This is a genomic window from Cyanobium gracile PCC 6307 (assembly GCF_000316515.1).
GTDB classification, from domain to species: domain Bacteria; phylum Cyanobacteriota; class Cyanobacteriia; order PCC-6307; family Cyanobiaceae; genus Cyanobium; species Cyanobium gracile.
In genome coordinates, this window is the sequence record NC_019675.1 from 1639610 (window position 1) to 1663188 (window position 23579).

The 23579-nt window shown below is 70.0% G+C and carries 24 protein-coding genes; 10 read left to right on the forward strand and 14 right to left on the reverse strand.

Going from position 1 to position 23579, the window contains the following annotated elements:
* Positions 1-66 precede the first annotated feature (66 nt).
* On the forward strand, positions 67-1158 hold the full coding sequence (gene recF, locus CYAGR_RS07865; RefSeq protein WP_051017218.1) for a DNA replication/repair protein RecF: 1092 nt from the start codon (positions 67-69) through the stop codon (positions 1156-1158).
* Between the two features lie 88 nt (positions 1159-1246).
* Positions 1247-1741 (forward strand): adenosylmethionine decarboxylase, encoded by a 495-nt coding sequence (gene speD / locus CYAGR_RS07870; RefSeq protein WP_015109269.1) that lies wholly within the window; start codon positions 1247-1249, stop codon positions 1739-1741.
* A 91-nt stretch (positions 1742-1832) separates the two neighbouring features.
* Here speD and larE read toward each other — a convergent pair whose 3' ends face one another.
* Positions 1833-2705, reverse strand: coding sequence for an ATP-dependent sacrificial sulfur transferase LarE (larE, locus tag CYAGR_RS07875; RefSeq protein WP_015109270.1), 873 nt, complete (start codon positions 2703-2705; stop codon positions 1833-1835).
* A 71-nt stretch (positions 2706-2776) separates the two neighbouring features.
* Between larE and CYAGR_RS07880 the strand changes: the two genes are divergently transcribed.
* Positions 2777-3940, forward strand: coding sequence for a cob(I)yrinic acid a,c-diamide adenosyltransferase (locus tag CYAGR_RS07880; RefSeq protein ID WP_015109271.1), 1164 nt, complete (start codon positions 2777-2779; stop codon positions 3938-3940).
* 24 nt (positions 3941-3964) lie between these two features.
* Here the strand turns inward: CYAGR_RS07880 and CYAGR_RS07885 are convergent, their stop codons facing one another.
* The 3 genes from CYAGR_RS07885 to CYAGR_RS16455 all read right to left on the reverse strand — a co-directional run bounded on the left by CYAGR_RS07885 (position 3965) and on the right by CYAGR_RS16455 (position 6417).
* Positions 3965-4636 carry an ion channel gene (locus CYAGR_RS07885; RefSeq protein WP_015109272.1) on the reverse strand — a complete coding sequence of 224 codons (672 nt, stop codon included), beginning with the start codon at positions 4634-4636 and terminating at the stop codon, positions 3965-3967.
* 121 nt (positions 4637-4757) lie between these two features.
* Entirely contained in the window at positions 4758-5927 is a 1170-nt protein-coding gene (gene moeB / locus CYAGR_RS07890) for a molybdopterin-synthase adenylyltransferase MoeB (RefSeq protein ID WP_015109273.1), read from the reverse strand.
* Complete coding sequence (locus CYAGR_RS16455) at positions 5914-6417, reverse strand: M67 family metallopeptidase (protein ID WP_015109274.1); 504 nt, start codon at positions 6415-6417, stop codon at positions 5914-5916. The genes moeB and CYAGR_RS16455 overlap by 14 nt, the downstream gene beginning before the upstream one ends.
* A gap of 43 nt (positions 6418-6460) precedes the next feature.
* Between CYAGR_RS16455 and CYAGR_RS07900 the strand changes: the two genes are divergently transcribed.
* Complete coding sequence (locus CYAGR_RS07900) at positions 6461-6835, forward strand: CAAD domain-containing protein (protein WP_015109275.1); 375 nt, start codon at positions 6461-6463, stop codon at positions 6833-6835.
* 39 nt (positions 6836-6874) lie between these two features.
* Here the strand turns inward: CYAGR_RS07900 and CYAGR_RS07905 are convergent, their stop codons facing one another.
* Positions 6875-7816: a fructosamine kinase family protein gene (locus CYAGR_RS07905; protein ID WP_015109276.1), complete on the reverse strand. Its 942-nt coding sequence runs from the start codon at positions 7814-7816 to the stop codon at positions 6875-6877.
* A 328-nt stretch (positions 7817-8144) separates the two neighbouring features.
* Between CYAGR_RS07905 and crtD the strand changes: the two genes are divergently transcribed.
* Positions 8145-9704, forward strand: a complete 1560-nt coding sequence (gene crtD, locus CYAGR_RS07910; protein WP_015109277.1) for a C-3',4' desaturase CrtD — start codon at positions 8145-8147, stop codon at positions 9702-9704.
* 17 nt (positions 9705-9721) lie between these two features.
* Here the strand turns inward: crtD and CYAGR_RS07915 are convergent, their stop codons facing one another.
* From CYAGR_RS07915 to rimK, 7 genes are all read right to left on the reverse strand, one after another.
* The gene (locus CYAGR_RS07915; RefSeq protein ID WP_015109278.1) at positions 9722-10657 is read right to left on the reverse strand and encodes a phycobilisome rod-core linker polypeptide; all 936 of its coding nucleotides are present in this window, start codon (positions 10655-10657) and stop codon (positions 9722-9724) included.
* An 805-nt stretch (positions 10658-11462) separates the two neighbouring features.
* Positions 11463-11744, reverse strand: coding sequence for a hypothetical protein (locus tag CYAGR_RS07925; RefSeq protein WP_015109280.1), 282 nt, complete (start codon positions 11742-11744; stop codon positions 11463-11465).
* Between the two features lie 70 nt (positions 11745-11814).
* On the reverse strand, positions 11815-12429 hold the full coding sequence (locus tag CYAGR_RS07930; protein WP_015109281.1) for a PCC domain-containing protein: 615 nt from the start codon (positions 12427-12429) through the stop codon (positions 11815-11817).
* 23 nt (positions 12430-12452) lie between these two features.
* Positions 12453-13022: a hypothetical protein gene (locus CYAGR_RS07935; RefSeq protein ID WP_015109282.1), complete on the reverse strand. Its 570-nt coding sequence runs from the start codon at positions 13020-13022 to the stop codon at positions 12453-12455.
* A complete protein-coding gene (locus tag CYAGR_RS07940; RefSeq protein WP_051017080.1) occupies positions 13015-15234 on the reverse strand; it encodes a mechanosensitive ion channel family protein in 2220 nt (739 codons plus the stop codon). Before CYAGR_RS07940 ends, CYAGR_RS07935 begins: the two co-directional genes overlap by 8 nt.
* Before the next feature lie 18 nt (positions 15235-15252).
* The gene (locus tag CYAGR_RS07945) at positions 15253-16050 is read right to left on the reverse strand and encodes an ABC transporter ATP-binding protein (protein WP_015109284.1); all 798 of its coding nucleotides are present in this window, start codon (positions 16048-16050) and stop codon (positions 15253-15255) included.
* A 10-nt stretch (positions 16051-16060) separates the two neighbouring features.
* Entirely contained in the window at positions 16061-17488 is a 1428-nt protein-coding gene (rimK, locus tag CYAGR_RS07950; RefSeq protein ID WP_015109285.1) for a 30S ribosomal protein S6--L-glutamate ligase, read from the reverse strand.
* Positions 17489-17619: 131 nt separating this feature from the next.
* Here rimK and CYAGR_RS07955 point away from each other — a divergent pair, with 131 nt between their 5' ends.
* Positions 17620-18009, forward strand: a complete 390-nt coding sequence (locus tag CYAGR_RS07955) for a hypothetical protein (RefSeq protein WP_043326844.1) — start codon at positions 17620-17622, stop codon at positions 18007-18009.
* Here CYAGR_RS07955 and CYAGR_RS07960 read toward each other — a convergent pair.
* On the reverse strand, positions 17976-18542 hold the full coding sequence (locus CYAGR_RS07960) for a hypothetical protein (protein ID WP_015109287.1): 567 nt from the start codon (positions 18540-18542) through the stop codon (positions 17976-17978). The genes CYAGR_RS07955 and CYAGR_RS07960 overlap by 34 nt on opposite strands.
* 86 nt (positions 18543-18628) lie before the next feature.
* On the opposite strand from CYAGR_RS07960, the gene CYAGR_RS07965 reads away from it, so the two are divergent.
* The 4 genes from CYAGR_RS07965 to arsB all read left to right on the forward strand — a co-directional run bounded on the left by CYAGR_RS07965 (position 18629) and on the right by arsB (position 22824).
* On the forward strand, positions 18629-19744 hold the full coding sequence (locus tag CYAGR_RS07965) for a DUF389 domain-containing protein (RefSeq protein ID WP_015109288.1): 1116 nt from the start codon (positions 18629-18631) through the stop codon (positions 19742-19744).
* 77 nt (positions 19745-19821) lie between these two features.
* Positions 19822-20856: a phosphate ABC transporter substrate-binding protein PstS gene (gene pstS, locus CYAGR_RS07970; protein ID WP_015109289.1), complete on the forward strand. Its 1035-nt coding sequence runs from the start codon at positions 19822-19824 to the stop codon at positions 20854-20856.
* A 48-nt stretch (positions 20857-20904) separates the two neighbouring features.
* Positions 20905-21726 carry a hypothetical protein gene (locus CYAGR_RS07975; protein WP_015109290.1) on the forward strand — a complete coding sequence of 274 codons (822 nt, stop codon included), beginning with the start codon at positions 20905-20907 and terminating at the stop codon, positions 21724-21726.
* A gap of 36 nt (positions 21727-21762) precedes the next feature.
* Positions 21763-22824, forward strand: a complete 1062-nt coding sequence (gene arsB, locus CYAGR_RS07980; protein ID WP_015109291.1) for an ACR3 family arsenite efflux transporter — start codon at positions 21763-21765, stop codon at positions 22822-22824.
* Between the two features lie 15 nt (positions 22825-22839).
* On the opposite strand, the gene CYAGR_RS07985 is transcribed toward arsB, so the two are convergent.
* Positions 22840-23571 (reverse strand): sulfite exporter TauE/SafE family protein, encoded by a 732-nt coding sequence (locus tag CYAGR_RS07985; protein ID WP_015109292.1) that lies wholly within the window; start codon positions 23569-23571, stop codon positions 22840-22842.
* Positions 23572-23579 lie beyond the last annotated feature (8 nt).

A 23579-nucleotide genomic window follows, 5' to 3' on the forward strand; every position in this document is an offset into this window, starting at 1 on the left:
GGGACCTTGACCGCCGATGGGGGTACCTTAGCGGCTGACCGCCCCAGAACCATCCGGCTGCACCGCCTGGACTTCCGGCATTTCCGCAACATCGACGGCCTGCAGCTGACGCTGGAGGCGCCCCGCCTGCTGGTCATCGGCAGCAACGGCCAGGGCAAGTCGAACCTGCTGGAGGGGGTGGAGCTGCTCACCAGCCTGCGCTCCCACCGCTGCAGCGTCGACCGGGATCTGATCGGCCACGGGCACCCCTGCAGCCGGCTGGCCGCTCTCACCGATGAGGCGGACAGCCTGCAGCTGGAACTGCGGCGCAGCGGCGGACGCCAGGCGTTCCGCAACGGCAAGCGGCTGGAGCGCCAGCTTGATCTGATCGGCCCCCTGCGCTGCGTCGGCTTCAGTGCCCTCGACCTGGACCTGGTGCGGGGCGAGCCGGCCCTGCGGCGCCAGTGGCTGGACCGGGTGGTGCTGCAGCTGGAGCCGGTCTACGGCGCCCTGCTGAGCCGCTACGGGCGGCTGCTGCGGCAGCGCAGCCAGCTGCTGCGCCGGGGCCTGGGTGCCGGAACGCGGCAGGAGCTGCTGGAGGCCTTCGATCAGCAGATGGCCCTGGTCGGCGCCCGCCTGCACCGCCGCCGCCAGCGGGCCCTGCGGCGCCTGGAGCCACTGGCGGCGGCCTGGCAGCAGCGCATCGGCGGGGCCGCCGAACCGCTCCGGCTCGACTACGTCAGCGGCACCGTGCTGGCGGAGGCCAGCGACGAGGAGTCCCCCTGGCGCCAGGCCCTGGAAGAGCAGCTGCGCCAGCAGCGGCCCCAGGAGGAGCGGCTGGGCCAGTGCCAGGTGGGTCCCCACCGGGACGAGGTCGCCCTGCTGATCGGCGGCCAGGCCGCGCGCCGCTACGGCTCCGCCGGCCAGCAGCGGACCCTGGTGCTGGCCCTGAAGCTGGGGGAACTGGAGCTGGTGGGCCAGGTGGTGGGTCAGCCGCCGCTGCTGCTGCTCGACGACGTGCTGGCCGAACTCGACCCAGGGCGCCAGCAACTGCTGCTGGAGGCGGTGGGGGACGGCCACCAGTGCCTGGTGAGCGCCACCCACCTGGAGGCCTTCAGCACGGGCTGGCGGGCCCGCAGTCAGGTGGTGGAACTGCGCAGCGGAGCGCTGGTGGCCTGAGGCCCGAACTCCCTGCTGCCGCAGGCAGCCTGGCGAACCTCGCTTCCGCGCTCCGGCACGTAAGGTAAGACCTGTTTGAGCGGATTCGATGAACCAAACCCTTTCCAGCCTGCATCCCAACCCGGGATGGAAGCCCGCCGCCTCCCCCGCCCACCCCATTGCACACCCCGTCTCCGCCCCAGGCGACACCACCGACGCGGTAGGGAAACACTGCATCCTCGAGCTCTACGACTGCGACTGCGCACGGCTCGATGACGAAGCTTTCCTCAGGGACACCATCACGACAGCAGCCAGACGTGCCGGTGCGACCCTGCTCAACCTGATCACCCACCGCTTCGAACCCCAGGGCGTCACGGGGCTGGCCTTGCTGGCGGAATCCCACATCTCCATCCATACCTGGCCCGAATCGGGCTATGCGGCCGTGGACGTGTTCACCTGCGGTGACCACACGATGCCGGAGAAGGCCTGCCAGGTGCTGTGGGAAGAGCTCGGGGCCGGCCGCCACAAGCTCACCAGCTTCCGCCGCGAAACCCCCGAGGCCCTGGCCGACAGCCAGAGGGAGCCCCAACTCGCCAGCGCCTGAGCGTCACTGAGCCGAGCCACCACCAGCGGCCGGGGATGCTCTTCCCGGCTTTTTTTGTGGCCAGGCTTCACCGGCCCGGCCCGACAAGCGCTCAGTCCCGCTCCGCGGCCAGGGCGCGGTTCAGCTTGCCGCTGACCAGCCCCTCGAGGTCGAGGGCCACGGCGGTGAACCCCATCTCCCTGAACGCCCCCACCAGCTCGGGGCGCAGCTCACCCTGGGCCAGACGCTCCAGCGCCGCCGGCAGTCGGGCCGCGGGGATCTCGATGCGGGCCGTCTCCCCCTGGCTGCGCACCCGCAGCTCGGGAAAGCCGCGCTGGCGCAGCCAGTCCTCGGCGGCGGCCACCCGGGCCAGGCGCGTCTGGCTGATCGATTCGCCGTAGGGAAAGCGGGAGGCGAGGCAGGGCTGGGCCGGCTTGTCCCACCAGGGCAGCCCAAGGGCACGGGAGAGCTGGCGCACCCCCGCCTTGTCGATGCCGGCCTCCGCCAGCGGTGAGCGCACACCGAACTCCCGGGCGGCACGGATCCCGGGCCGGTGGTCGCCCAGGTCGTCGCGGTTGACGCCATCCAGCACCTGGGCGCCCCGGGCGGCGGCGGCGATGGGGGCCAGCAGCCGGTGCAGCTCCCGCTTGCAGGCGTAGCAGCGATCCTGGGGGTTGCTGGTGTAGGCGGGGTCCGCCAGCTCCGCGGTGGGCACCTCCCGGTGGCGCAGCCCCAGCCAGCGGGCCTGGTCGCTGGCCTCCCGGCGCAGGTGGGGGGCCAGGGCCGGCGAGACGCCCGTGACCGCCAGGGCCCGCTCCCCCAGCCGGTCGCCGGCCAGGGCGGCCACCAGGGCGCTGTCGACACCGCCGGAGTAGGCCACCACCACCTGGGGAAAGGCGTCGAGCTGGCGGCAGAGCGCCTCCAGACCCCGCTCCAGCGGGGCCGGCAGGGCTTCGAGAAGGCTGAGGCGGCGGGTGGCTGGCATGGCCTCGATCCTGGCAAGGCTGGGTAGCATCCGGGTCAGATCCGCCCGCCGCTGCTCCCCGCCACCCGCCGATGACCCCCGCCGCCCGCAGCACCCAGACCCCGCAGCGCGGCACTGGGCGGGGCATCGGCATCCGCACCGCCGCCAGCAGCGACGAGCGGGCCCACGGGCAGCTGCACGTCTACGACGGGGAGGGCAAGGGCAAGAGCCAGGCGGCCCTGGGGGTGGTGCTGCGCACCATCGGGCTGGGCATCTGCGAGCAGAAGCGCACCCGGGTGCTGCTGCTGCGGTTCCTCAAGGGCCCCGGCCGTGCCTACGACGAGGACAGTGCCATCGAGGCCCTGCAGCAGGGCTTCCCCCATCTGATCGACCAGGTGCGCACCGGGCGCGGCGACCACTTCAGCGCCGAGGAAGCCACCCGCTTCGACCATCAGGAGGCCCAGCGGGGCTGGGACATCGCCAAGGGGGCCATCGCCAGCAACCTCTATTCGGTGGTGGTGCTCGATGAGCTCAACCCCGTGCTCGATCTGGGACTGCTCGACACGGAAGACGTGGTGCGAACGCTGGCCACCAAGCCGGCGGGGATGGAAATCATCTGCACGGGCCGGGGGGCACCGCGCCAGCTGGTGCAGCTGGCCGATCTGCACTCGGAGATGCGGGCCCACAGCGGACCCCAGCAGGGTCTCGAGGGACTGGAGATCTACACCGGGGAAGGCAAGGGCAAATCCACCAGCGCCCTCGGCAAGGGGCTGCAGGCCATCGGCCGGGGCATCAGCCAGGACAAGAGCCACCGGGTGCTGATCCTGCAGTGGCTCAAGGGCGGGGCGGGCTACACCGAGGACGCGGCCATCGCCGCCCTGCGGGAGAGCTACCCCCACCTGGTGGATCACCTGCGCTCCGGACGTGACGCCATCGTCTGGCGGGGCCAGCAGCAGCCGATCGACTACGTGGAAGCGGAACGGGCCTGGGAGATCGCCCGGGCCGCCATCGCCAGCGGCCTCTACAAAACGGTGATCCTCGACGAGCTCAACCCCACCGTGGATCTGGAGCTGCTGCCGGTGGAGCCGATCGTCCAGACCCTGCTGCGCAAGCCCACCGAAACCGAGGTGATCATCACGGGCCGCTGCAAGAGCCGGCCGGCCTACTTCGATCTGGCCAGCGTCCACTCGGAGATGGTGTGCCACAAGCACTACGCCGAGCGGGGCGTCGACCTCAAGCGGGGCGTCGACTACTGATCCTGGCGGTCAGGGGACTGCGGATCAGGGGTTCCCGGGCCCATCGACCCGGTCGAGGCCCAGGGCGTCGTCCTCAAGCATCGCCACCTCCTCCGACGCGATGAACCGTCCCAGCAGCAGGCCCACCAGCAGGGCCACGTAGAGGGTGCTGGCGACGCTGAGGAGGATCACGAAGCGCTCCCCCACCGCATTGGACGGCAGCACATCGCCGTAGCCGACGCCGGCGATGGTGACGAAGCTGAAGTAGGTGAGCCGGTCGAGCAGGAGCTGGTGGCTGGCGGCCGCCCCGAGGCTGAAGCTGCCGGGCACCAGCACCTGGGTGGCCGTGGCCAGCACGCCGCCGGTGAGACCCAGGTGCAGATAGCCCGCCGCGGCACCGGCCATCACCAGACCATTGACCCGCGGCACCCGGGCCAGCAGGCGCACCAGCCGCAGGGAGGTGGCCAGGAAAAAGAGGCTGAGCAGCACCATCTCCACGGCCCGGAACAGGCCGCCGGGCCAGGTCCCCATGGCCACCGGCACCCAAAGCCCCAGGCCGCCCACCACCCCGATCCCTCGAAAGATCTCCTGGCGCAGGCGGGCGTAGGTCACCCCGGCGATCACCGGCAGGGTCTGAATCGACTGCAGGATCAGCAGGTTGAAGACCAGGGCCAGGAGCACATTGGCCGGCCAGCCCCGCGTGGCCGTCAGCGGCATCACCAGGATGGGCAGCAGGGCCGTCAGCAGGAGCGGCAGGAAGCGCTTCTCAAGGGCGATGAGGCGGCGGGCTTCCTGGCGGCGGCGCTCCAGCCACCGCTGCCTGGCGGGGGAGGAGGGATCAGTAGCGCGGAACGTCAGGATCCACCTCCTGGCTCCAGGCGTCGATGCCGCCCTGCACGTTGACCCCCTCGATGCCGTGGCGGGCAAGGGCGATCAGGGCCTTGGCGGAACGTCCCCCCAGCTTGCAGTGGACATAGAGCCGCTTGCCGCTGGCCAGACGGCGCAACTCCTCGATCGCCTCGCCGCTCTCGATGCGATCGAGGGGGACCAGGACGGCGCCGGGGATCACAGCGATCTCCGCTTCCGGGGGATTGCGCACATCCAGCAGGAGCAGTTCGTCCTGGGGACCGTCGAGCAGGGTCTTGAGTTCGGTGACGGTGATCGTGGCCACGCTGCCCGCCTCCTCCTGGCCGGGGGCCGAGCCCCCCACGCCGCAGAACTCCTGGTAGTCGATCAGCCTGTCGATCACGGGACGCTCCGGATTGGGGCGCAGCTTCAGCTCCCGGAAGCTCATCTTCAGGGCATCAAAGAGCAGCAGGCGGCCACTCAGGCTGGTGCCGATGCCGGTGATCAGCTTGACCGCCTCGGTGGCCTGGATCATGCCGATGATCCCGGGAAGCACCCCCACCACACCCCCTTCGGCGCAGGAGGGGACCATCCCCGGCGGCGGCGGTTCGGGGAAGAGGTCGCGGTAGTTGGGCCCACCTTCGAAGTTGAACACCGTGGCCTGGCCCTCGAAGCGGAAAATCGAGCCGTAGACGTTGGGCTTGCCCAGCAGCACGCAGGCGTCGTTGACCAGGTAGCGGGTGGGGAAGTTGTCGGTGCCGTCGCAGACGATGTCGTAGCCGGCGATGATCTCGAGGGCGTTCTCACTGGTGAGGGCCGTTTCGTAGAGATCCACCTGGCAGTGGGGATTGATCTCGTGGATCCGGGCCTTGGCGGATTCGATCTTGGGCTTGCCCACCCAGCTGGTGCCGTGGATCACCTGGCGCTGCAGGTTGCTGTGGTCGACCACGTCGAAATCGACGATGCCCAGGCGGCCGACGCCGGCGGCGGCCAGATAGAGGAGCAGGGGGGAGCCGAGGCCGCCGGTGCCGATGCACAGCACCGAGGCCGCCTTGAGCCGCTTCTGCCCTTCCATGCCGATCTCCGGCAGGATCAGGTGACGCGAGAAGCGCACCACCTCATCGGGGCTCAGCTGGACAGCGCTAGTGTCAGGAGGAAGCATGGCAGCGAAGGCCCACGTCGCTCGAATCGTCCATTCTCCACGCCAGCGGCCGGGGAGGACCCTGCTCCGGCAGCCACCAGCAGGCCAGGGACCACGCCTCTCCCCCGGACGCCGCCGGCGCGACCAGGCCATCGGCCTGCCCCAGGATCAGCATCAGCGTGGGGGCAAAGGCGAGGGAGCGATCCAGGGCCGAGGGCACCGGCGCCGAGAGCGGGTGGCTGTGGGCCGAGCCCAGGACCGTCAGGTCCCGGTCCCGGGCCCACTTCTGCGCCTGCAGCTGCTCGCGGGGGTCGAGGGCGAAACGGCGACGACGCTCCAGCGGCGGCTCCCAGGCATTGAGACAGGGCCAGACGTGGTCGATCTGCCAGGGGTCGCGGCGACCCAGCAGCAGGGCGCAGCCCTCCTCGGGGGCGGCGGCCAGCAGGACGGCCTCCAGTACCGTCAGCGCCTGCCGACCGAGGCACAGCTCCTCTGGCGTCGGTGGGTTCACACCGGTACGTTATGCGTCATTCCGTCAGGAGACCGCTCCTTCCATGATCGACAGCACGACCGAGGTGAAGGAGACCATGCAGGACGACACCACCACCAGCACCGCCGCAGAGGTGGATTTCAGCGAGCGTTACAGCGACGTGATCGGCAAGGTCAACGAAACCCTCGACAAGGTCGACTGGAGCCAGGTCGGTCGGATCGGCAAGGCCTCCGGCGTGCTGCTGGCCGTGATCGTGGCCCAGATCCTGATCAAGGGCGTGCTCGACACCATCAACCTGCTGCCCATCGTCCCCGGGCTGCTGGAACTGCTCGGCCTCGTGGTGGTCGGCAACTGGAGCTGGAACAACCTCACCACGGGTGAGAAGCGCTCGGCGGTCATGGCGAAGATCCAGTCGCTGCGCAAGGAATACCTGAGCTGAGCACCGCTCCGTCCGCAACAGCGGGGGCGTGAGCCCGTCTCACGCCCACTCCGCCCCCTCACCGCGCTCCACCAGGGCATCGAGGCAAGCCTGGCTCTGGCCCACGTAGCTGCCACCGAACAGGTTGGCGTGGTTGAGCAGGTGATACAGGTTGTAGAGCTCGCGCCGTGCTCGGTGCCCTGAGGACAGGGGCCAGGCGTCCTGGTAGCCCTCGAAGAAGGCCTCGGGAAAGCCTCCGAACAGGCGCGCCATGGCCAGGTCCACCTCCCGGTCGGCGCGGTGAACCGCTGGATCGAAGATCACGCCCTGGCCATCGCTGCTGATGGCGGCATTGCCGCTCCACAGATCCCCGTGCACCAGACAGGGCTCCGGACGGTGCCGCCCCAGCCACAGGCCCGTGTGCTCCAGCAGCAGGGAGGCTCGCCGCAGCGGGTGACCGCTGCGGGCCAGGTGCTCCAGCTGGGGAGCCAGCCGCCGCTGCACGAAGAAACGGCCCCAGTCCGCTTGCCAGCCGTTGCGCTGCGGAAAGGAGCCGATGACGTTGTCACGGGGCCAGCCGAAGGCCGCCCCGACCCGATCCTCCGCCACACAGGGGCGCGTGAGGCTGTGGCGGTGCAGAGCCGCCAGCGCTGCACCCAGGCGGCGCCATTGGGGCTCATCGGCTGCGGAACGGCCGCGCGAGAGGTCGAGCCAGGGGAGCACCAGCACGGCCGACGCTCCGGCCACGCCGCAGGCCAGGGGGACGGGCACCCGTGGGCCCGCCTCGTCCGCCGCCTCCGCCAGGGCCCGCAGCCCCTCGGCTTCGGCCTCCAGGATCGGCAGGGAAGAGGCCCCATTGGTCTTGGCGAACAGCCGGCGGCCATCGGCCAGATCCAGACGCCAGGCGCTGTGGATAGAGCCGCCGCCGACCGGGGCACGACCCACCAGCTCCACTCCGAGGCGTTCGGACAGCCAGGCGGCGAAGGAATCAGGCAGAGGCATGGGGCGATGCGGTGTTTTGCTCCAGCCTGTCCCGGCGGACCCATCGCGACCGACAAGTCGATGATGAACAGGTTCCTCCCTGGCGGCAAGGACGGATCGGTGAAGGGTGGGAATGAGCTCAGGCCACCGCGGCTGGCTTCGTGATCCGTGCCCTGAGCTTGCGGCTGAAGCCGAAGGCAGTTGCAGCGCCCAGGACCGGGAGAGGTCCGGGGACGGAGTCCGGCAATGCCCACCCAGGGCACCGGCCCCACTGCGGCCCTGCCGGAGAAGGGACCCACGACCGTGAGCCCCCGGCTGCCAACATCTCTTTTCAGCCTTCGGTGCAGCCTTGAATCCCAGCGACAGGGCCCGGGCCGATGCGGTGGTGGTGGGCGCCGGCATCGCCGGTCTGACGGCGGCGGCCCTGCTCGCGAAGCAGGGGCTGCAGGTGGAGCTGCTCGAAGCCCATCACCAGAGCGGTGGCTGCGCCGGCACCTTCCGGCGTGGTCCCTACGTGTTCGACGTGGGGGCCACCCAGGTGGCGGGACTGGAGCAGGGCAATGGCACCCCCGCCGGCATCCATGCCCGCCTGTTCCGCCATCTGGGGGTGGCGCCGCCGGCGGCCGTGCCCCTGGATCCTGGCTGTGTGGTGGACCTGGCCGATGGCCGCGAGCCGGTGTCAATCTGGCGCGATCCGCAGCGCTGGCGGCAGGAACGGTTGCGGCAGTTCCCGGGCAGCGAACGCTTCTGGGCCCTCTGCGACGCCCTGCACCGGGCCAACTGGGCCTTCGCGTCGCGGGATCCGGTGCTGCCGCCGCGCTCCTGGTGGGATCTGGGCCAGCTGCTGGGGGCCCTGGGGGCAGGGAATCTGGCCAGCGGCCTGCTCACCACCGCCACCATCGCCGACCTGCTGCGGCTCACCGGCTGCGCCGCCGACAGACGGCTGCGGCGCTTCCTGGATCTGCAGCTGAGGCTCTATTCCCAGGAACCGGCGGATCGCACCGCCGCCCTCTACGGGGCCACGGTGCTGGCGATGGTGCAGGAACCGCTCGGGCTCTGGCACCTGGAGGGATCGATGCAGGCCCTCAGCGAAGCCCTGGAAAGTGCCCTCGCGGGGCACGGCGGCCGGCTGCGGCTGCACCACCGGGTGGAGCGGCTGCAGCCGCCGGAGCGGCCCGGGGGCGATTGGTTGATCACGGGCCGGCGCGCCGGGGGGCCTCCCGGGGACAGGCGCCCCCGAGGGGAGGTGTTCGACATGGGGGCCCCTGAGGTGGTGGTCAGCCTGCCCCCCCAGACCCTGCCGGCCCTGCTCGGGGACGCGCTCCCCGCCGGCTACCGCCGGCGGCTCGAGGCCCTGAGCGAACCCAGCGGCGCCCTGGTGTTCTACGGAGCCGTCGAGCGGGACCGGCTCCCGCCGCAGTGCCCCAGCCATCTGCAGCTGGAGGCCCCTGACCCCGGCTCCCTGTTCGTTTCGATCAGCCAGGAGGGGGACGGCCGGGCGCCCGCCGGGCGCGCCACGGTGATCGCCAGCGTGTTCACCCCGGCCCGCCCCTGGTTCGGTGGGGACGAGGCGGCCTATCAGGCCCATAAGCAGCAGGCGATGGCCGCCCTCCAGCAGGGCCTGGAGCAACTGCTGGGGGTGGGGCCCGCCGACTGGCTGCACGGGGAGCTGGCCACCCCCCGGGGCTTTGCCGGCTGGACCGGCAGGCCCTGGGGCTACGTGGGTGGCCTCGGCCAGCACCCCAGCCGCTTCGGGCCCTTCGGCCTGGCCAGCCGCACCCCCCTGGCGGGGCTGTGGCTGTGCGGCGATGCCATCCACCCGGGCGAGGGGACGGCCGGGGTGAGCCTCTCGGCCCTGATGGTCTGCCGCCAGCTGCTGGCCGGGCGGGGGGTGGACCTGCGGCCCTGACCCCCCGCAAAGGGACCTCAGTTGACGCTGACGCGCACCACCCGGCCACCGAGACGCTGCACCCGCTGCAGGGCCTCGTTCATGCGGCTGTAGGGCACCCGCATCACGTAGGCACCGCTGCGCACAACGGCGTTATTCACCAGCCCGGTGGCGGTGATGGTGGCCACCCGGCCGCTGGGGGAGCTGGTGCCGCGCACCCCGGCCGACACCACCAGCGCCTCCTCGCGGTGGCCACGGGCGGGATCGGTGCTCTGGCCGCTGCGGGTGATCGGACCATCGACACTGGCTCCGCCCTGGGCCAGGTTGGCCTGGAAGAAGGATTCACCGCTGAAGCGGGGGCGCAGGACCGTCACCGTCACGGCCCGGTCCTGGTGCAGGGCCCGGCCGAGCTTGAAGCGGGTGCCGGCGCTGTCTCCCTTCACCGACGCCGCCGCGCCACCGGCCAGCTGCATCAGCCAGGAGAACTGCTGCCCCTGGTGGCCGGCGGAGTAGTCCCAGCCGTGCAGATAGGGCACCACGTCGGAGCCGAAGCGCTCCTGGTACTCGGGGCTGTCGATATAGGAATCGATCTCGGCGTCGTAGCCCTGCTCCTGCAGGATCGTGAAGTGGTGCAGCATCTCCGCCTTGTTGTGGGGAGCCCGGCCGAGGAGATGCTTGTGGTTGAGTTCGATGAAGCGGTAGGGATTGCAGTTCTCGAAGAAACGGGAGCGGTACAGGCCACTCCTGGCGAGGGTACGCACGAATTCCTGCACGGTGAGATAACCATTGCGGAACAGGGACTCGGCGCCGACCAGGCGCTCGTTCTGCATCACGTACTGCTGGCCCAGCACCTGCTGATACACCAGGCGGATGATGGCGTCACGATCCTGTGGGGAGGCTTTTGACCAGTTCTCCTTGTTGCGGTCATCCGCGAAACGCTCGATGCCAAGGGAAGGGGCTTGGACCAGGGCCATGGTGGAAAAGGCAGAGAGGGCAGAGAGAAGAACATCGCCCGGGAGGGGGGTCAGCGGCTGCGTCCGGGAGGAACCGGGGCAGGACAAAGCAACGGAATGTCATCCCCGTCAAGTCCACCCCGTCCAGTCCACCCGTCAAGCCATGCCCACCGACGATGTCAAGGTGTGATTCTTACCCGATCGACAGCAAAGCCACCACAATCGTTACACCGCTATGCGCCACATGTACGATGCATACATTCCTTCACCACGAAGGATTGAGAAACAAGAAGAAAGACTCAGGAGGCCAGGAGGCCCGGCTCATCAATGCGTCGCCCGGGCCGACGCGGCGGATGGGGGACGCTGACTGCGGCCAGATGGGAGTAGGAAAACTGGGGCAGCTGCACGGATGGGCGGCCAGCCTGTGCGTCGTGGCAGAGGCTTTCCCAGACTGTCTCCAGGGCCTCAAGTTCATCCTCCGCCGACCAGGCGGCCGGATCGGAGGAGTGCTCCAGGGCCGCAAGCTCAGGACCGTTGGGCGGCAGCAGCGAAGAGGAGGCGGACTGCAACGGCCGGCGAAGCCTCGGCAGATCAATCATGCCCATCCACTCCCCAACGTCCTGACGTCATCTTTACGGCATCCTGCACAACAGGCCAGGGGGCCGGCAACAGAAGCGGACGAAAAATATCGTGAAATTGGTGCCGGGCTGGACCTCGTGCCCCCCACGTCCCAGTGACCTCCCGAAAGGGGCTGCCGGCCGACGGAAGCGGGATTGCTGCACCGCTTCAGCATGGCGCGATCCCGGATCAGGGGGGTGCCGCGGGCCTAGGCGTCGCTGGGCAGGAGCACCAGGGTATGCAGTCGGTCGGTGCCGAGGTCATGGGTGAGGATCCACACCTGCAGACCCTGGCCGAGATCGAAAACGCTCCGCAGCGACCCCTGCTGGCGATAGGCGGCGAGGGTGTTGTCGCGGGCGTCGCGGGCATCCACCACCCCCCAGTCGCCGCGGCGATGGCGGGCCACCAGCCGCTGCAGGGTTTCGCTGTCGACCCATTCGCGCACCTCAGGACTCACATCCACCGGGCCGATGGCAAGGCGGGCAGCCATGCAGGACGCAACGCAGGCCAAGACCTTAGGCGACACTGCCGGGGTGGGGTCGTCCGGCAAGCGGGGCGGCTCAGCGCAGAGCGTCGAGCGCCCCGCGGCCATGCAGATCGGCCAGGGCGTCATAGCCACCGATGGGCTGGCCGTCGATGAACACCTGGGGCATCGAGGTGCTGCCGCTGCGGTCGGCAACCTCCTGGCGGAGGCCCTCGTCGTCGGCCAGCTGCACCACGTGGGGGATGCCGAGGGTGCGCAGCATGCGCAGGGCCCGGGCCGAAAAGGGGCAGCCGCTGAGCACCGCGATCGCCACCCGCGGCTGGGAGGGGGCAGCTGCCGCGGCCGCTGGCTCCGGGGGCGCGGCGGCGGGCAGGAAGCCCACCAGCAGGTCGGCGCCCCTGAGCACCAGGCTGCCGTGCTCCAGGTGGCCGCCCCACACCTGGCACTCGCCGTCGGAGAGGCTCAGGTGCAGGTGCACCCCCTGGGGCGCCACGGTGCCCTGCAGGGTGATGATCTCCAGGTGCCCCTGGAGCACGGTGGGCTCGGCCTGGCCCGGGCACTGGAAGGCCGCCTGGGAGAGATCCCCCACCACCCCCAGCACGAACCCCGAGGCGCCGGCCTGGTTGCCCAGCTGCTCGAGGCTGGCGCGCAGATCACTGCCCGGGCCGAGATGCAGCGGCAGGGGATGCATGGCGGGATCGGGCGTCGAGGGGGTCAAGGTAAGTCCCGACCGTCCTGCGCCAGCGGACCGAACCGGCAGCGCAGCAGCGCCAGGGCCTCATCGGGCAGACCCAGGAACCGGTCGAGGAACGGATCACCGCTGGGGGCGATGGTGGCCACCCCCACCAACTGCGCCTGGCCATCGCCATCGAGGGGCTGGCCCGTGGCCTGGTGGCGGCGTCCCTGCACCGGTCCGGTGCTGAGCATCGTGTCGACGATCAGATCAGGGGCCCGGTAGATCCCGCCGATGGCGAAGCGGAAGCGGGCGGCGAACCGCAGCGTCATCGCCCCTGTGGCGGCGTCGATGCTGCCCTCGAGCCGCTCGGGGTGGATCGTGATCGCCAGGCCGGGGGGCAACGGCAGACCCAGGAAGCGGGTGGTGCGCCATGTGAGCGGGGGGATACACAAGGCGTCGGGGTCGAAACACAGTTCCTGCGAACCGGTGCTGTCCCCCTCGCTGAGCCGCCCCACGCCCCCGCCGCCGCGGGCGTCGTAGCGGAAGCGGGGATAGGCGCCGATCGCCAGGCCGCATCCCGCCAGGGTCTGGAGGGTCAGCTCAGCCATTCAGCTGGATCTCCGCCTGGGTGGGGTAGGGGATCTCGATCCCCTCGGCGGCGAACAGGGCCAGCAGGGCCCGGTTGAGGCGGGCCACCTCATCCTTGAACGCCGCGTAGGTGGGCTGGGCGGAGCGGTAGTCGTAGGTGAAGTCGTAGCTGAAGTCGCTGATGGCCATCAGGCGACAGGCCCGGAAGGCCGCCAGAGGCTCGCGCGCGAACAGCGAGGCGATCAGTTCCGGGATGCGCTGCAGCTGTTCGGGGCTGGTGTCGTAGGCCACGCCGATCACCATGCGGGAGCGGATCACCTGATCGAGGATCTGCCGCAACCGCAGCAGGACCGCTTCCCGCAGGGTGAGGTAGTCGGTCCAGTCGGGGGCGTGGATCTGTCCGCAGCAGCGCAGCAGCAGCTCTCCATCCTCGGTGGCCTGGTCGAGGAACACCTGGGCAGCGGACAGTCCCGGCAGATCGGTGAGGTACAGGCGGCCGTAATGCACCAGGTCGTCCAGCTGGTCGGGGGTGAGCTCGGCCGGCAGGGGCAGGTGCAGCTCGAAGACATGCAGGACCTCATCCTGCGCCTGATCCGAGCGCAGGGAATAGTTGACGATCGTCTCCTCATCGACGACCGAATTGGGGATGGTGATGCGGCTCTCGTGGGTCTGCAGTTCCAGGGAGCGCAGGCCGATCTTGGTGACGTAGCCCAGATTGCTGCCGATGCGGCAGAACTCCCCCACCCGCAGGGGACGGTCGGTCTGGATCGACAGGCCGGCGAACAGGTTGCCCAGCAGCTTGGAGGCCCCGAGGCCGATGGCCAGGCCGGGCACGGCGGAAAAGGCCAGCACGGTGGAACCGGGCAGGCCCAGCAGGATCAGCAGCCGGTACATCAGGGAGACGCCGATGATGGCGCCCATGACCCGGCAGACGGGCATCACCAGATTGCTGACGCGGCTCAGCTGCAAGGCGTTGCGGCGTCCGCGCAGGATCGTGATCCATTCCGCCAGGCTGCGGCCGAGGGCCTCCATCAGGAAGAAGCTGAACAGCCCGGCCCAGCAGAAGTACAGCGTGTAGAGCAGGTACATCAGCACCTGCAGGGGCAGGCCGGTGACGTTGACGTCGTGATCGAGCAGCAGTTCCACCAACCGGGTGATGGGCAGGGCCACCGCCGCCAGCAGCACCCGGTGCCAGGCGATGTTGTCGACGCGCCAGATCTCCAAGGGGGTGAGGGGTTGGCTGGCGGCCCGTTCCGTCATCCGATAGGTGCCCAGCAGGGCCAGTACCAGCCGGTACTGAACCAGGGCGAAGGCCGCCAGCGCCAACAGCCCCAGGACGATCTGGAACAGGGTCTGATCCCAGAGATGGGACTCCAGCACGTTGCGGCGCAAGCCCCGGGGAATGTTCAGGTACCACTTCGGTGGCAGGAGATGGCCGGGCCTGAGGCTGAAGGCGTCATAGATCGCTGGCGTCAGCAGGCTCGAGGGGCCCGCAGATGGAGCTCGCTGATCCTTGATCTCCTCGTAGAGGCTGGGGATCTGGGCCACTGTGAAGGCGGAGAACCGGTAGCCGCGATCACGGCCTCCTTCCGTTTCCTCATCCGTCAGGGTGATGGAGGTGCCCGGGATGGTCCAGCTGGGGCTGGGGTTCACCCGTCCATCATTCAGGGCCTTCATCCCGGCCGCATCAGGAATCTCGAAAGGCTTGCGGCTGTGGGTGAAGACGTAATCGAGAATCACCTTGAGCTTGAGGGCATATTCATCGGCGAAATCCGCCCGAATGCTCTGGGGAATCTCTGACACATCCAGGGCCTTTACCGCCTCCTCGAAGTAGCTGTTGATCAGCGCCAGTTCGTGACGCAAGGCGCTGGACAACAAGAGCCCGGGTGTCGCCTCAGCCTTGGCCTCGATCCGGGCGATGTCCCGGCTCACCTGGGCCATCACCACGTAGAAGTTGAGCAGGGTGGCCCGCGGGCTGTCCCCCACCACCTGATTGAGGGGCGCATCCGTCCATTGCTGCTTCAGCTCCAGCAGCTGGTCATGGAACGGTTGGCTCTCCAGGGGTACGTAGGTGGCCCGGAGCTGGGCGGGAGCAGCGGCCCCCGGGCCGGCGGAGAACGCCGCCGTGGTCAGGCCCGTCAGCGGCAGCAGGCAGGCGATCAGGAACGCCAGCAGCAGAGGGATTGGACGGGGCAGGCGGATCGAACGGGGCACCCGGAAGCCACGGCACATGTCCCGCATGATGGCGGCTCACTCCGCCGGCAGCACCTGGCGGTAGCCGTTGGCCTCGCACACCCGCAGGGGGGTGGCGAACAGGGCGCTGAGGGGGGCGTCCTGCAGCAGGGCGTCGGTGGGGCCGTCGCCCACCACCCGGCCCTCGCGCAGCAGCACGCAGCGGCGGATCTCGGGCAGGATCGCCTCGATCTGGTGGGTCACCAGCAGCAGGGTGGTGCCGGCGCGGGCCAGCTCGCGCAGGATCGCCAGCAGCTGGTGTTTCGCCTTCAGATCAAGCCCGTTGGTGGGTTCATCCAGCACCAGCACCTCGGGCCCGTGCACCAGGGCCCGGGCCAGCAGCAGGCGCCGCCGCTGGCCCTCGGAGAGCTGGCCGTAGGGGCGTCCGGCCAGATCGGCCAGCCCCAGCTGCTCCATCAGCTCGCCCACCCGCCGGCGCTGGGCCGCGCTGGCCACCTGGCTGCGGCCGATCCCCACCGAGCCGAAGAAGCCGGAGAGCACCACATCGGCGGCGGGCACCCGGCCGACGTAGGCGGCCTGCAGATCCTGGGACACCAGGCCGATGCGGCCCCGCAGCTGCCAGAGGTTCACCGTCTCGCTGCCGAAGATCCGCAGGCAGGAGCCGGGCTTCACCACGGGGTAGATCTCGCGGCTAAGCAGCTTCACCAGCGAACTCTTGCCGGAGCCGTTGGGGCCGAGCACCACGGTGTGCTCGCCGCGGTGCAGGCGCAGGAAGAGATCCTCGAAGACGCGGCGGGGCCCCAGCCAGGCTTCGACGGCCTCCAGCTCCAGGTAGGCCGAAGGGGGGGTGCTCATGGGGCGGCGCTCATGCGGGGGCCAGGGGCTGGGCCTCTTTCACGCCCTCCGACCCCGGGGACCGGCCCCAGCCGAGCTTGCGTTCCAGCTTCTGGATCATCTTGCCGGCCAGATCCAGGCCGGTGGCGGTCTCAATCCCCTCGAGTCCCGGGCTGGAGTTCACCTCCAGCAGCAGGGGGCCGCGGTGGGAGCGGAGGATGTCGACGCCGGCCACATCCAGCCCCAGGGCCTTGCAGGCCTTGATCGCCATCTGTTTCTCGGGGGCATCGAGCTGCACCGTCCGGGCCGTTCCCCCCTGGTGCAGGTTGGCCCGGAACTCGCCCTCGGCGGCCGTGCGCTCGATGGCGGCCACCACCTTGCCGCCCACCACGAAGCAGCGCAGATCCGTGCCGCCGGCCTCCTTGATGAACTCCTGCACCAGCAGGTTGGCGTCGAGGCTCTGGAGGGCATTGATGACGCTCTCGGCCGCCTTCTGGGTTTCGGCCAGCACCACGCCCTTGCCCTGGGCCCCCTCCAGCAGCTTCACAATCAGGGGGGCGCCGCCCACCATGCGGATCAGATCCACCGTGTCGAGGGGGGAATCGGCGAAGCCGGTGACGGGGGTGTTGAGCCCGGCGCGGACGAATTCCTGGGAGGCGAAGAGCTTGTCGCGGGAGGCGGTGATCGCCTGGGCGCTGTTGAGGGACGGCACCCCCATCGACTCGAACTGGCGGGTCACGGCGCAGCCGTAGAAGGTGACGCTGGGGCGGATGCGGGGGATGACCGCATCCACCGTGCCGAGCACGTCGCCGCCGCGGTAGTGGACCTCCGGGTTGCGGGGATCCAGGCGGATGTAGCACTGGCGGATGTTGAGGAACTGCATGTGGTGGCCCCGTTCCTCGCCGGCCTCGATCAGGCGACGGTTGCTGTACAGGTCGGGGTTGCTGGCCAGCAGCACGATCCGCAGGCCGGCATCGCGCTTGCGCACATGGGCATAGAGGGCCCGGCTCTCCTCGGCGCTGAGGCTGCGCAGGTGCTGACTGCCCTCCGGGTCCACCAGGATCCGGCCCACCATGGCCTGCCGGCCGAGCAGCATCCGGTAGCCCATGGCATCCCGGTTGGCGAGGGTGAGTTCCACCTCCCAGCTCTGCTCACCCAGCACCAGCCGCTCCCGGATCACGTAGCGGCTCTCCGGGACGCCGCTGGTGTTGCGCACCTCCCGCCGGGCCACCACGGGGGCCTCGTGGCGCACCACCACGACCCGATCGCCCTGGAGGGGATGCACCTCGAAGCTCACCCAGGGGCGGCCGTCCCGCTCGAAGGGAACGATGTTGATGGCGTGGAGGGCGGAGGTGGCCGCACCGGAATCGACGCGGGCCTTGATCGCCGGCAGCCCGGCGTCCGGGAAGCTGCACCACTCCTCGCTGCCCACGATGATCTTGCCGTCGACGCTGTCCATGGAACCGGGCGGGTGGGGTGGGACGGGCCCACGAACCGCCATGCTCGCCGGGCTCTCTGACGTTGTCGACGCCAAGCCGCTGATTGCCGCAGCCGATCCAGCAGGCTGGGAGCTCTGTGCGGGTGATGGTCATGGCGGAGGCTCCCTATCTGGTGGCGCTGGCCCTGCTGGAGCAGGAGGGGAAGCGGGCCCTGCCCCTGAACGGCAAGTCGTTGGCCGTGGCGGCGGCTGAAGCGGCGGAACCCGGCGATGACGGCCGCACCCTGGTGCTGGAGCTGCTGCTGCGCCTCTGGCAGCGCAGCGAGGAGGGCGCCCTGCGGCGGGCCGCCGGGGAGGGGAGCCTGCTGCTGGTGGAGCTGCCACTGGAGGCGCTGCAGGAGCAGCTGCCCCAGCTGAAGGCACGTTGGGTCGGCGGCGGCGCCACGGCCGAATTCCATTCCGACCTGGCCGCCCTGGCGATCCGGGGCTGGCGTGTGGCGATCGCCCGCTATGAGCCGGTGCGCTTCTCCGCCTGGCCCTGAGGCGTGCCCTGCGGCGAGGCCGGAGCCGGTGGGGGGACGGGTGCGGCGCAGAGCTCGTCCACGAGGCGCAAATAGGAGGCGGGATCACGGCGGGCCATGACCCGGGCTTCCGCTTCCCGCTGCCAGCGGCCTTCGCCGTAGAGCCGGGCCAGGTCACGCTGGTCGCGGCGGCTCAGGCCCCGGCGCAGCTCCTCCTCCCCCAGATGGGGCCGTCCCCGCAGACAGCGGGACTGGACCGCGTGCCAGCCCTCGTGCAGCAGGGTGTCGTTGAGGTTGCCGCGGGGGCAGACCACGATCCGCCGGCTCTCGCGCAGGTAGAGCCCGTACAGACCGCGCTCGGCGCAGCGGGGGTGGCTGCCGAGCACGCTGAAGCCGCGCTGCTCGAAGGCCTCCACCAGTTGCTGGTACGACCAGTTGTCCGCGCGGGCGGCCCGCGTCAGCGGGTCGATCAGCCCCATGGCCGCCAGCAGCACGACCCCAGGCAGCACCACCGCCGGATGGCGCCCCTTACGGGCGGGACGGCGCCGGGTCATGGAACCGGCAAAGGGCTGCTCATGTCCTCCGAAGGTACCTGGCCGGACCAGCAGGATGGTGGGCGATTCGCCCGAGTGCCCCGGCCATGAACGCTCCCACCGCCCCATCCGATGACGGTCGGCTGGCTGCGCTGCAGCAGGAGTTCGAGCACGACGCCAGCTTCAACCAGGTGTTCGTGGTGCTCACGGTGGGCGCCACCCTGATCGCCACCCTGGGCCTGCTGGCCAACAGCCCCGGCGTGGTGATCGGCGCCATGGTGGTGGCCCCCTGGATCATGCCGCTGCAGGCGATGGCCTTCGAGATCCTGCGGGGGCGACTGCCGATGTTCCTGCGGGCGCTGCGCACCCTGCTGCTGGGGGTGGTGATCTGCGTGCTGCTGGCGATGGCGGTGGGCCATCTGGTGGCCTTCCCCAGCTTCGGCAGCGAGGTGATGAACCGCACCAGCCCCAACCTGCTGGATCTGGGGGTGGCCCTGGTGGCCGGAGCGGTGGCGATGTTCGCCAAGCTCCGCAAGGACGCGATCTCGGCCCTGGCCGGCCTGGCCATCGCCGTGGCCCTGGTGCCGCCGATGTGCGTGGTGGGGATCCTGCTGGCGTCGTCGTTCTGGTGGCAGGCCTACGGGGCGCTGCTGCTGTTCGCCACCAACCTGCTCGGGATCATGGTGGGGGCCATGGCGGCCCTGGGGACGCTGGAGAAGGTGTACCGGCGCCGGCTGTTCCACAGCCGCCTGGGCCTCACCAGCGTGGCCCTCACTGCTCTGCTGGTGATACCCCTGGGCAGCAGCTTCTTCCGGCTGGTGAACCAATCCAGGCAGGAGACCAAGGCCCAGCAGCTGGAAGCGACGATTGAGCAGCGGTTGCGCAGCAGCACGATCACCCTCGGCGGCGATCCCGCCATCGACATGGTGGGCCTGAGCATCGACTGGCAACAGAACCCACCACTGATCCGGGCCCGGGTGCGGGTGACCGATCCGGAGCTGCCGACGGCCGCTCAGGTGGCCGCGGTGCAGGAGTTCATCAACAAAAGCCAGGCACCGCTGCGTTTTCGGCTGGTGATGCAACGCACCGCAGTGGATCTGATCGGACCGGAAACCGCACCGAATCCTGCCGATCTGGAGGTGCTGCCGCCGCCGGCCCTGCCGCCCCTGCCAGCCCAGCCCCGCGAGCAGGAGGCGGAGGAGGGGCTGGAGGCGACGCCCTGAACGCAGGCCCGCCCAACGTCATCGCACGCAACGTGTCGCAGTAGATGTAAGGGAGTGCCTGACGCCACTCCCCCGCCATGACTCCTCCCCAGCAGAGGCCCCTTGCCCAGCTCCGCCGAGCCTGCCTGCCCGGAGGATTGGCCGCCCTGACGCTCACCATCAGCGCCTGCGGCGCCGGCGGCGGCGGTCTGCCGTCGCTGAACGGGGCCGGGGCCTCCTTCCCGGCGCCGGCCTACCAGCGCTGGGCCGCCGACTACAAGACCGCCAAAGGCTCCCAGGTCAACTACCAGTCGGTGGGCTCCGGGCAGGGGGTGCGCTCCTTCCTGGCCGGCTCGGTGGATTTCGGCGCCACCGACGAGGCGCTCAGCGACGAGGACTTCAAGGCCGGCACGGCCGGCAAGCGCGGCGCCGTGCAGATCCCCATGCTGGGCGGCACGATCAGCCCGGCCTACAACAATCCCGACTGCCCCGATCTCAAGCTGACCCAGGCCCAGCTGGCCGACATCTTCCTGGGCAAGATCACCAACTGGAGCGCCCTGGGCTGTCCATCCAGGCCCCTGACGGTGGTGCACCGCTCCGATGGCTCCGGCACCACCTTCAACTTCACCAATGCGCTGGCCTGCTTCTCCGAGGAATGGAAGAAGAAGGTGGGTGCCGGCAAGGCGGTGCAGTGGCCCGTCGGGCTGGCGGCCAGGGGCAATGAGGGCGTGGCCGGCGTGATCCAGAACACCGCCGGAACGATCGGCTATGTCAACCAGGCGTTCCTGCGCGGCACCGTGAAGCCGGCAGCGCTGCAGAACAAGGCCGGCACGTTCGTCCTGCCGGATGCCAGCTCCGGCGCGGCGGCCCTCAACAACATCAAGCTCGATGAACGCCTGGCTGGGGAGGACTGCAACCCCGAGGGGGCTGACAGCTACCCGATCGTAGCCTTCACCTGGATCCTGGCGTACCAGAGCGGACAGGGGGAGCCGAAGGCGGAGGCCGTGCGCACCTTCCTGCTCTGGGCGCTGGAGGAGGAGCGCCAGAAGCAGGCAGCAGAACTGGGATTCGTTCCCCTCAGCGGCGATGTGCTGAAGCGGGCACGGGAGGAGGTGGCCAAGATCAAGGGCTGATCCAGGCCGCTGTCGCCGCCGAGACTGGCAACGGTTCGGTTCGCCGTGATGACTGCGAGTTCCAGGGATCCTGTGGTCGAGCCGAAGCTCGGATCCCTGCTGCGACGGGTCTGGTTCTTCGGGAGGGTGAGCCTGCTGCTGCTGGGCATCGAAGCCTGCAGGGTTGTGGTGCACCGGCAGCACTGGGAGGTGCTCACCCCGAATCCCCTCTTCTCCGCCCTGGTGGCCTCCGAGGTGTTCCTGCTGGGCTTCCTGCTGAATGGGGTGCTGACGGATTACAAGGAAGGCGAGAAGCTGCCCGGTGAACTGGCCGCCGCCCTGGAATGCCTCGCCCTGGAGGTGGAGGGGATCCGTTTGCTGCGGCCGGAGGCCGAGGTGCAGGGAACCCTGGCCCTGCTGGCGAACTTCAGCGCATCGCTGCTGGCCTGGATGCGGAAGGCCGGGCCGACCCTGGAGCTGCTGGAGAGCCTGGACGCGCTGCAACTGTCGGTCGAGCAGCTGGGCGGCTGGAATCCAGCCCCACTGCAGGCGCGCCTGCTGCTGGAGCTGGCCAACATCCGCCGCGGCGTCCAGCGCATCGACGTGATCCGCACCACGACCTTCGTCCCCTCCGTCTATGGGATCGCCTACATCGGCACCGGGGTGCTCACCGTCGGGCTCGTGCTCTCCCGGATCGAGCCCTTCGCCGAATCTCTGTTCTTCATCGGCGTGATCTCCCTGCTGCTGATCAAGCTGCTGCTGCTGATCACCGATCTCGACAACCCTTTCGGGGCTGGCCATGCGAGATCGGTGGAGAATGTCTCGCTGCAGCCCGTCGCCCATGCCGTGCAGCGGCTCAGGCGGGTGGCGGAGCCATGCTCAACTGGCTAATCAACTAGCGTTGATGAATTCAGTGGGGCCACGTGCATGGACGAGGACAGGGCCGTGCTGGCCCGGTTGTCGCTGCTCGACCGCTACCTGCCCCTCTGGATCCTGCTGGCCATGGCCGGCGGCCTGCTGCTGGGCCGCTTCTTCCCGGCCATCCAGGGCTGGCTCGATGCCGTGCGCATCGGCAACACCTCCCTGCCGATCGCCCTGGGGCTGTTGCTGATGATGTACCCGGTGCTGGCCAAGGTGCACTACGAGGATCTGGGCCAGGCGGCGCGGGATCGGCGGTTGCTGCAGCTGTCGCTGCTGCTGGTCTGGGGTCTGGGGCCGGCGCTGATGTTCGCCCTGGCCTGGCTGTTCCTGCCCGGTCAGCCGGAGTTCCGCACCGGCCTGATCCTGATCGGCCTGGCCCCCTGCATCGCCATGGTGCTGATCTGGATCGATCTGGCCCGGGGCGACCGGGAGGCGGCCGCCCTGCTGGTGGCGATCAACGCGATCATCCAGGTGCTGGCCTATGCCCTGCTGGGCGGCTTCTACCTCAAGATCCTGCCCGGATGGCTGGGGCTGGCCACCCAGGACGTGGCCTTCTCGATGGTGGAGATCGCCGCGGCGGTGCTGGTGTTCCTGGGGCTCCCTCTGCTGGCCGGCTACCTCAGCCGCCGCATCGGCCTGCGGCTCAAGGGACCCCGCTGGTACGAGCAGCGGTTCATCCCGTTCATCAGCCCGTTCGCGCTTTACGGACTGCTGTTCACGATCGTGGTGATGTTCGCCCTGCAGGGCCAGGCGATCACCTCCGATCCGCTCACGGTGGCCGCCGTGGCCCTGCCCCTGCTGCTTTACTTCGCGATCATGTGGAGCGTGGCGTTCGCGGTGGGCCGCCGCAACGGGCTCAGCTACCCGAAAACGGCCACCCTGGCGTTCACCGCCGCGGGCAACAACTTCGAGCTGGCCATCGCCGTCAGCATCAGCGTCTGGGGGGTCAGCTCCCGCCAGGCCCTGGCCGGGGTGATCGGGCCGCTGATCGAGGTGCCGGTGCTGGTGGCGCTGGTCTACGTGTCGCTGTGGCTGCGCCGCCGCTTCCCGGCCCGGGCGATCGGCTGAACAGCCGCCTCAGGCTCAGCCGGCCAGCAGTTTCCAGGCGGCGATCACCAGCACCACCGCCAGCAGCCGGCGGATCCAGGGGGACGGGAAGCGGCGGCTGCCGCCGTAGGCCCCCAACGTGCCGCCCACCAGCACCACCCCCGCCAGCGGCGCGAGGGCCCCAGGATCCGGCAGGGCGGCGGGGCCCTGGCGCAGCAGCAGGCCGGCCAGGCCGGCGATCGAGTTCACCAGGATGAAGGCCACCGACACCGCCGCCGCCTGCTTCGGCAGGAGCCAGGAGCGCAGGATCATCCAGGGCGTCAGGAAGATGCCGCCGCCGGTGCCGGTGAGGCCGGCCAGCAGGCCCAGGGTGGCGCCGGTGAGGGCCACGACCCGGCGGCGGGGCACACGCATGGCCTCCAGATCGGCGGGCAGCTGGCCGACCAGTCGCCAGGCGGAGAACAGCAGCACCGCCCCGATCAACTGGCGCAGCAGAACGGCCGGGAGGGCGATGGCCCCGCCGACCAGGGCCGCGGGCACCGACGCCAGGGCCAGGGGCACGAAGACATCCCGGCGGAAGTGGCCGGCGGCGATGAACTGCAGCGTGCCGACGCTGGCCACCAGCACGTTGAGCACCAGGGCGATCGCGCGGATCTCGGGCGCCGGCACACCCGCCAGGGCCAGGACGGCGATGTAGCCGGAGGCGCCGGCATGGCCCACCGAGGCATAGAGAAAGGCCACCGCCGCCAGGGCGATCAGCAGGGGCATAGGAAGAT